The organism is Oceanisphaera sp. (genome assembly GCF_052084945.1).
Taxonomy (GTDB): Bacteria; Pseudomonadota; Gammaproteobacteria; order Enterobacterales; family Aeromonadaceae; genus Oceanimonas.
In genome coordinates this window covers 20,692-28,568 of the sequence record NZ_JBQDEX010000010.1, presented here as the reverse complement: position 1 = coordinate 28,568, position 7,877 = coordinate 20,692, and the positions used below count along the sequence as shown (strand labels likewise).

General features: G+C 46.5%; 7 protein-coding genes. All 7 read right to left on the bottom strand.

What is annotated here, in order from left to right; genetic code table 11:
- Positions 1–9: 9 nt before the first annotated feature.
- The gene (locus ACTHY5_RS01990) at positions 10–945 is read right to left on the bottom strand and encodes an ABC transporter permease (RefSeq protein WP_441875659.1); all 936 of its coding nucleotides are present in this window, start codon (positions 943–945) and stop codon (positions 10–12) included.
- 4 nt (positions 946–949) lie between these two features.
- Positions 950–1,924: an ABC transporter permease gene (locus ACTHY5_RS01985; protein WP_441875656.1), complete on the bottom strand. Its 975-nt coding sequence runs from the start codon at positions 1,922–1,924 to the stop codon at positions 950–952.
- A 291-nt stretch (positions 1,925–2,215) separates the two neighbouring features.
- Positions 2,216–3,772 carry an ABC transporter substrate-binding protein gene (locus tag ACTHY5_RS01980; RefSeq protein ID WP_441875653.1) on the bottom strand — a complete coding sequence of 519 codons (1,557 nt, stop codon included), beginning with the start codon at positions 3,770–3,772 and terminating at the stop codon, positions 2,216–2,218.
- A 35-nt stretch (positions 3,773–3,807) separates the two neighbouring features.
- On the bottom strand, positions 3,808–5,547 hold the full coding sequence (locus tag ACTHY5_RS01975; protein ID WP_441875650.1) for a dipeptide ABC transporter ATP-binding protein: 1,740 nt from the start codon (positions 5,545–5,547) through the stop codon (positions 3,808–3,810).
- Between the two features lie 374 nt (positions 5,548–5,921).
- Positions 5,922–6,401, bottom strand: coding sequence for a phosphatidylglycerophosphatase A family protein (locus ACTHY5_RS01970; RefSeq protein WP_441875647.1), 480 nt, complete (start codon positions 6,399–6,401; stop codon positions 5,922–5,924).
- A gap of 57 nt (positions 6,402–6,458) precedes the next feature.
- Positions 6,459–7,418 carry a thiamine-phosphate kinase gene (thiL, locus tag ACTHY5_RS01965; RefSeq protein ID WP_441875645.1) on the bottom strand — a complete coding sequence of 320 codons (960 nt, stop codon included), beginning with the start codon at positions 7,416–7,418 and terminating at the stop codon, positions 6,459–6,461.
- A 46-nt stretch (positions 7,419–7,464) separates the two neighbouring features.
- Positions 7,465–7,875 (bottom strand): transcription antitermination factor NusB, encoded by a 411-nt coding sequence (gene nusB / locus ACTHY5_RS01960; protein ID WP_441875642.1) that lies wholly within the window; start codon positions 7,873–7,875, stop codon positions 7,465–7,467.
- Between the last annotated feature and the right edge of the window lie 2 nt (positions 7,876–7,877).

Below are 7,877 nucleotides of genomic sequence, written 5' to 3'. Positions count from 1 at the left end.
GCGCTGCATTCACCCCTTATACAACTTAGGGTTAAAGACATCGCGCAACCAGTCACCCAGCAGGTTGATCACCAATACCAACACCACTAAATACATACCCGGAAACGCGGTAATCCACCAAGAGCCGGAGAAAATATAACTAAAGCCCATGCTGATCAAAGAACCAAGCGAGGGTTTATCTACTGGCATACCTAAGCCTAAAAAAGATAACGCGGCTTCACTCATAATGGCATTCGCTACTTGTACCGTTGAAATCACCAAAATCGGTGATAAACAATTAGGTAAAATATGACGAAACATAATCCGCATCGACTTAAAGCCCATCACTTGTGCCGCTTCTACATATTCCTTTTTCTTTTCTGCCAACACAGTAGCGCGCACGGTGCGAGCATACTGTGGCCACTCCGCCAGACCAATAATTACCACCAGCATCAGCACCGCATATTCGGCATAAAAGTCGGCCCCCAATGTGGCCTGAAACACCGCTGAGACAATAATGGCTACCATCATGGTAGAAAATGATAACTGTACATCAGCAAAACGCATCAAGAGATTATCGATACGGCCACCAAAATAGCCCGCCGATAAGCCCACCGTAATACCAATTAGCAACTGTAAGGCCACAGCACCTAAACCAATAATTAAAGAGACTCGCGAACCATATAAAATGGTACTTAAAATATCACGGCCTTGTATATCAGTGCCGAGCAAAAAGCGCTCATCCCCCATCTCTAACCAGCTCGGTGGTAACTCTGAGTCGAGAATATCAATGGTCGCTAAATCATAAGGATCATGCGGCGCGATAATGGGTGACAGCAACGCCGCTGCCAATAACACCACAAAGACGCTAAAGCTGAACATTGCCACTTTGTCGCGGCCAAAATAATATAAAAAATCGGATTGTTTAAAACGTGCCCATCGGCCAAGGTTTACATCTGTTGTCATGGCATTATCCCTTTGCAGCCAAGTTAACCGTGGGGTTCACCACGCCATAAATCAAATCGACTAAGGTGTTTGTTAATACAAACACAAACCCGACAAAAATCACATAAGTGGTAATAAGTGGTGTATCAACCCGGTTAATCGCATCTAAAAATAACAAGCCGATGCCCGGCCACTGAAACACCGTCTCGGTTAAAATGGTGTACGCCACCATGGTGCCAATTTGCACGCCGCCCACCGTAATCAGCGGCAATAAGGTGTTTTTAAGTGCATGTACAAACCAAATTCGGTATTTAGATAGACCCTTGGCATGACCAAACTTCACATATTCTGAGCTCAGCTGCTCCAGCATTTCTGAACGCACTAAACGAATAAATAGCGGCAGCATAATTGACGACAAGGCAATGCTTGGCAGAATGAGATTACGAAATCCCTGCCAGTTAAATAACCCCGACTCCCAGCCCAAGGGGCTAGTGAGCTCACCGCGACCATAGGCCGGCAGCCAACCCAACTCTATCGAAAACACATACATCAACAGAATCGCGGTTAAAAAAACCGGCACCGAAATACCCACTATGCTCACGCCCATCACCAACCGCGATAAAAAAGCACGGGGCTTAATAGCCGAGTACACGCCCATAGGTATACTCAGCCCTATAATGAGCACGCTGGCACAAAACACCAGCTCGAGAGTGGCGGGTAACTTTTCAAAAATAACCTCAAGCGTTGGCTTCTTATAAAAGTAAGAGTCACCAAAATCACCTTGTAGGGCATTGCCCACAAAGCGACTATATTTGACCAAAAAGGGATCGTTTAGCCCCATTTCAGTACGCATTTGTTGGCGAGCCTCTTCCGATACCGACTGACCAACCAGCTCGCGTAACGGATCGCCTAAATTATCCTGAATCGAAAACGCGATCAGACTGATGACAAACATCACCACCACCATCTGAAACAGCCGCTTCAGTAAAAACGTTAACATTATCTATTCCAATACAGTAAAAAGTGAAGAGGAAAGTGTGAGGGATAAAGTGGACGACCTAGCCTCAAGGCTTCCCCCAAAACTAAGGGCTATTTTTGCCACGGAATACACGGAAGAACACGGACCAAAATGGCAAGACAAGAGCGACAATGGATCTTTAAGGTCTTACCACGTCAATATTCATTTTGGTCTTAATTTTTCCGTGGATTCCGTGTATTCCGTGGCCAAGAATATCTTTAAAGAAAAATGACCACGGAACCCACATACAGGATGCAGTATGATTTAACGAATTTAATCGTTAACGACTAGGTCACCTAGGTAGGGGAAGTCCATGGCGTTAACCACCGCCTCTGCGCCCACATTATTACGGGCGCCCCAAGCAAGGTCTTGCCAATGCAGGGGTACAAATGCGGCGTCGTCATACAGAATTTTTTCTGCTTGTTGTAACATTTTACCGCGCTTTTCACCGTCGGTTTCTAAGTTTGCCGACTCCACTAACTCATCGAGCTCAGGGTTCGAATAATGACCACAGTTATACTGACCACGGCCAGTTTCTTCACTGCGCGTCATGGTTAAAAACTCAGAGAAGTTAGCCGCATCTTCGGTATCTGAGTGCCAGCCTACCATCAGCATATCTGCGGCACACTTATCAAACTCCGGCCAATATTGCGCCACAGGCATGGTTTTTAGATCGACATCAATATTAATGCGCGCCAGCATGGCTTTAACGGCTTCGGCAATTCTAAAATCATTCACATAGCGATTATTAGGCGCAATCATGCTGATTTTAAAGCCCTCTTCATAGCCGGCTTCTGCCATTAAAGCTTGAGCTTTTTTCACATCATAACGAGGTTTAAGATCGGCATTATGCCCCACATAACCCGCTGGTGTTTGCTGAGATGCTGTGGTACCAAAGCCGCGCATAATGCGCTTTACAATACCGTCTTGGTTCACGGCATAGTTGATGGCTTGACGCACTCGCACATCTTTAAAAGGTTCAAAGCTATCTTGATTGAGCTGAAAGGTAATAATGCGCGTCCCCGACTCTGTCACCAACTTAACGCCATCGGCTGATTTTACGCGTCTTTGGTCGTTTGGTGACACTGGCTTAATAAAGTCGACATCCCCAGCTAACAAAGCAGCCACCCGGGTCGCATCTTCTTTAATAGGCACTAGCGTCATGTTTTGTACATTACCGTTAGACTCGCTATCCCAGTAATCTGCATGGCGCTGATATTCCACTTTCACGCCTTGTTGGCGAGATTTAAGCGTAAACGGGCCAGTACCAGAGGGATTAGTTGAGGCAAAAGAGCTGCCGTGCTTCACCAAGGCTGCTTTATCTTTACCGTCAGCGGTTTGACCGCTGTAATGCTGAGAGTCCATCGGGAATAAATAAGTAACGGTATTTAACACCAGTGGGAAAGGTCCTTTCGTCACTAAGTCCACCGTATATTTATCTACCTTGGTAGCGGCACTAAAGGGTTCAAAAATGGCCTTAAAATCAGGAGAGGCTTTCAGGCGATTAAAGGTCCACACCACATCATCGGCACTGAATTCGTTACCGCTATGAAACTTAACCCCTTGGCGTAATTGAAAACGTACTGTGTTTTCGTCTCGACGCTCCCAACTTTTGGCCAAGCGCGGCTCAATCTCAAAATCTTTAGTCCAACGCACAAGGGGGTCAAACAACAAGTGAGACATCTCTAGTGTGGCACCGGATATCTGCTCATGGGGATCCATAGACACAGGATCAGCATCATAAGCGATAGTAATGTCTGCCGCTTGTGCACTAAATGCCAGGCCTGCAGCCAGTAAGGCGGTGGTTATTTTGTTGAGTCCTTTTTTCATGTAACACTCCATTGATATGGTTAACAGTCAACTAATTATGAAGATATTGCGCTAGTAGCAGCAATATCCAGACCTTCTCGCGACATTCCCTTAAACTCGGGCATTAACGAAATTAGCGAGCGACTATAAGGGTCACTGGCATGGGTAAATAATTGTTCGGTTTCTGCTACTTCCACCAGCTGACCTTGCTTCATCACCCCGATGCGATCGCACATTTGGCGGATCACTGGGAGATCGTGACTAATAAAGAGCATGGTCAGTTTTAACTCATCCTGTAAGTCTTTCAATAAGTTAAGGATTTGTGCCTGTACCGACACATCTAACGCTGAAGTAGGCTCATCACAAATGAGTAATCGCGGCCGGGTCGCTAATGCGCGCGCAATCGAGATCCGCTGACGCTGGCCACCCGAAAACTCATGGGGAAATTTCAAACCTGCCGCTCGCCCTAGGCCCACATAATCAAGTAAGTCATGCACAATGCCGCTAATTTGCGCCTCATTGTTGGCTAATTGGTGAAAGCGAATGGGCTCGGCAATAATGTCCGCCACTCGCATGCGCGGATTAAGAGAGGAGTAAGGATTTTGAAACACCATTTGCATTTGGCGGCGCAAAGGACGGCGCTGTTTTTCACTTTTAATGGCGGTGAGATCGATCCCTTCAAACCAAATTTTGCCACTGTCTGGTGGGTATAACCCAGTAATAGAGCGGGCTATGGTCGACTTGCCTGAGCCCGACTCGCCTACTAAACCAAACGTTTCCCCTTCAACAATATTAAAGCTCACATCATGAGTGGCTTGTATATATTGACGGCGGGCAGCAAACATTGAATCTTTGGTAATAAAACGCAAATTACACTGCTCAACACGTAACAAAGGTCCGCTGTATTCTCGTTGATCTTGGCTTTGCCCGAGCCAATGACTTTTAAGATCCAGCGAGGCTTTCTCTGTGGCATCTTCAATATAAGACACCAGCGGAAAACGATGTAACTTTACATCTGAGCGGGGCACAGCAGAAATAAGGCTCTTGGTATAATCATGAGTGGGCGCCCCTAGTACTTGTTCAGTGCTGCCAATTTCCATTAATCGGCCACGGTACATCACGGCCACTCGGTCGGTGACATTCGATACCACTCCCATATCGTGTGTTACCAGCATGCAGCCTACGTTACGCTCTTTACATAGGTTTCTGATCAGCGTCAAAATTTGATCTTGAATCGATACATCCAATGCCGTGGTTGGCTCGTCAGCAATAATAAGTTCAGGATCACAAGACAGCGCAATGGCGATCACCACCCGTTGGCGCATGCCGCCGGAAAACTGATGGGGATATTGCTTAATACGCAGCTCTGGTTCAGGAATGCCCACAGCATCTAATAGCGAAATGGATTTTTTACGCGCGGCATCGCGGCTCATATCAGTATTGGCGAGCAGGGTTTCCACCATTTGGTATTCCACACTAAACAGTGGGTTAAGTGAGGTCATGGGATCTTGAAAAATAAAACCAATACGACTACCGCGCAAGGTGCGCATTTGACTAACATTTAAGCCAGAAATATTCTTACCATCTAAGAATACCTCACCGCTGGCAATGCGCCCAGGAGGGCTTAATAAATCAATAACAGCATTACCTACGGTAGACTTACCGGCCCCCGACTCCCCTACTACACCTAAGATCTCGCCTCTTTCTATACTCAATGAAAGATCATCAATGGCGGTCATTACGCCGTGGCGAGAAGGGTACTCAATTCGTAGGTTTTTTACTTCTAACAGGGACATGCTGATCCTCAAAATCCGTTTACGTCATCATCCATTATGGGGGAGTGATAGGTTCAGTCACCCCCTATTTTGCTGCTTTGCCATTGTGCACTTATCTTTATAGCAAGATAATCCCCATTGATTCGGAGTGAGTTCACAAAACCAGCAATAAATGTCAAAGACAATACAATAGATAGGATTTATGACTGACGGCGAACCAAAGGTCAAGCACAAGTGCAACATTAATGGAGTTTTTGTTCTAAACAGAAGAGAAGGGAAAGCTGTACGCTATACGCTGACCGCTGTACGAAAAATAAAAACCAGTGCTTTTCTTTAACGTAAGGCGGCCAGCGTACGACGTTGTTTTCGCGGTGTTTAGGTTTGGTCTATCAGCACTAAAAATACTGGGCGAGTAGCTGTAAGCAAATTAAGGCAAATAAGCCGGCAATGACATCATCTAACATAATGCCAAAGCCACCGTGAATCCGTCGGTCAAACCAGCGAATGGGCCAAGGTTTTAAAATATCAAAAATACGAAACAGCACAAAGCCCACTACAATCCAAACCCAACCGGCAGGGGCGGCAAACATGGTGATGCCAAAGCCAATAATTTCATCCCACACAATAGCACCGTGATCGGGCTGACCTATGGCGTCTGTCGCGACATTACAAATCCAAATACCGACAATAAAGCCCACTACCAAAATAGCGATATACCAAGGCGCTGTTAAGCCTTGTATCAACCAATATAACGGAATTGCCGACAAGGTCCCCATGGTGCCTGGCATAATGGGGCTTAACCCGCTACCAAACCCCAATGCCAACAAATGCACCGGATTAGACAGCTTCAAGGATGCCAATTCAGGTTTTCTCATGCAGGTGCTCCTAAGGCTCGCTGTTAGCCACTTAGTACTTGGCTTTTACTTTTATAACTAACGAAAATGATCCCAGCTTTGGCTGCTAAGCTGATAAGGCTGGTCTTCTACTGATAACTCAACGTCTGGCTCACCGCTAAACATGCGCCCCACTCGAGTAAACTTAACCCCACAATGTGCCAACGCTGTTTCTAATTGACCGCGATAGAGCTCAGGTACGGTAAAGCATAATTCATAATCATCTCCGCCCGTTAGTGCTAACTCCCACCCCCGCTCTTGAGAAACAGACGCTTGCATCGCATTACTTAACGGGATCTGCTCTAGCTCTATTTTTGCGCGCAAGTGAGATGCGCGAGTAATATGCGCTAAATCTCCCAGTAAACCATCAGACAAGTCCAAGGCGCTAGACGCAATATCACGCAGTGCTTGCCCCACTAAAATACGCGGGTGAGGATGCTCAAACTTGTGGTGTACAAACTCTTGGTACTCTTTAGGAACCTCAATATTACCTAATGCCTGTTGTAGCCCTAATGCAGCGTCTCCTAAGGTGCCGGTCACATAAATACCATCGCCAGCCTCTGCCCCATTGCGCCTTAACCCTTTCCCCTCAGGTAGCGTGCCTTGTACGGTGACAGTGATAGACAAGGGCCCTTTGGTCATATCACCACCAATAAGTGCCACATTATAATATTCTGCCAGCTCAAAGAATCCCGCACAAAATCGCTGGATCCAGTCTTGTTCGACCTCGGGCAGCGTCAGTGCCAATGACACCCAACAAGGATCTGCCCCCATGGCCGCTAAGTCAGACAGGTTAACTGCCAGCGCCTTATGACCTAACGCTTCAGGAGCCATATCAGCAAAAAAATGCACACCACTCACTAAGGTGTCGGTACTTACCGCTAATAACGTATTGGCAGGCATTTGCAGTAAGGCACAGTCATCACCTGGCCCCATGACTACATCTTTACGATGGCTGGCCACCGTAAAGTAGTGTTTTATTATATCGAATTCATTCATATAAAATGAAAGCCAGCAATTGCTGGCTTTGTTCCCGTGCTTATTGTTATTTTTTCAACTGCTTGGTGACCTTATCCAGTACACCGTTCACAAAGCGGTGACTTTCTTCAGCAGCAAACGCTTTAGCCAGTTCAATAGCTTCGTTGATTACGACGCGATAAGGAACATCTTCCCGTCGCGTTAGCTCATAAGAAGCTAAGCGTAATACCGCCTTATCAATCAAGTCTAGGTCAGATAATGGACGAGAAAGATAAGGCGAGTAAACCGCATCCAGCTCGTTGGCATGCACAGAGACGCCAAACAAGAGATCACGGAAATAGTCCAGATCTACGCCTTTCGTATCTTGTTCTAATGCAAATTGCTGGGCAATATCGGCCACGTTATCCTGGGTAACTTGCCACTGATAAAGGGCTTGGATAGCGAGACGGCGGGCCTTGCGGCGTTCGGACGGTTTCAATG